Source organism: Paenibacillus sp. An7 (genome assembly GCF_009870785.1).
Taxonomy (GTDB): domain Bacteria; phylum Bacillota; class Bacilli; order Paenibacillales; family Paenibacillaceae; genus Paenibacillus.
Genome location: NZ_WTWX01000066.1, coordinates 1 through 1,219, shown reverse-complemented (window position 1 = coordinate 1,219; position 1,219 = coordinate 1). Strand labels below are relative to the sequence as shown.

The 1,219-nt window shown below is 52.5% G+C and carries 1 rRNA gene; it reads left to right on the top strand.

Annotation, left to right across the window (positions count from 1 at the left end):
• A 23S ribosomal RNA gene (locus GQY27_RS21155) occupies positions 1-1,219 on the top strand; the annotation flags it as partial.

Below are 1,219 nucleotides of genomic sequence, written 5' to 3'. Positions count from 1 at the left end.
GGTTAAGCTATTAAGAGCACACGGAGGATGCCTAGGCGCTAGGAGCCGATGAAGGACGTGGCGAACAACGATACTGCCTCGGGGAGCTGTACGCAAGCTTTGATCCGGGGATGTCCGAATGGGGAAACCCAGCTATCGTAATGGATAGTTATCTCCACCTGAACACATAGGGTGGTTGAAGGCATACCAGGGGAACTGAAACATCTAAGTACCCTGAGGAAGAGAAAACAATAGTGATTCCGTCAGTAGCGGCGAGCGAACGCGGATTAGCCCAAACCAATCAGCTTGCTGGTTGGGGTTGTGGGACGTCTCACATGGAGTTACAAAGGAACCGGTTAGTTGAAGAGGTCTGGAAAGGCCCGCCAGAGAAGGTAAAAGCCCTGTAGTCAAAAATCTGTTCCCTCCGAGACGGATCCCGAGTAGTGCGAGGCACGTGAAACCTCGTATGAATCCGGCAGGACCATCTGCCAAGGCTAAATACTCCCTAGCGACCGATAGTGAAGCAGTACCGTGAGGGAAAGGTGAAAAGCACCCCGGAAGGGGAGTGAAATAGAACCTGAAACCGTGTGCTTACAAAAAGTCAGAGCCCGTTTTATGGGTGATGGCGTGCCTTTTGTAGAATGAACCGGCGAGTTACGTTCCCGTGCAAGGTTAAGGTGAAAAGCCGTAGCCGCAGCGAAAGCGAGTCTGAATAGGGCGACATAGTACGTGGACGTAGACCCGAAACCGTGTGATCTACCCCTGTCCAGGGTGAAGGTGCGGTAACACGCACTGGAGGCCCGAACCCACGCACGTTGAAAAGTGCGGGGATGAGGTGGGGGTAGCGGAGAAATTCCAATCGAACTCGGAGATAGCTGGTTCTCCCCGAAATAGCTTTAGGGCTAGCCTCGGAACAAGTAAGTCGTGGAGGTAGAGCACTGATTGGGTGCGGGGCCCGCAAGGGTTACCAAGCTCAGTCAAACTCCGAATGCCATAGACTTGTATTCCGGGAGTCAGACAGTGAGTGCTAAGATCCATTGTCAAGAGGGAAACAGCCCAGACCATCAGCTAAGGTCCCCAAGTGTGTGTTAAGTGGGAAAGGATGTGGAGTTGCACAGACAACCAGGATGTTGGCTTAGAAGCAGCCACCATTTAAAGAGTGCGTAATAGCTCACTGGTCGAGTGACTCTGCGCCGAAAATGTAACGGGGCTAAACACACCACCGAAGCTATGGCTTGAT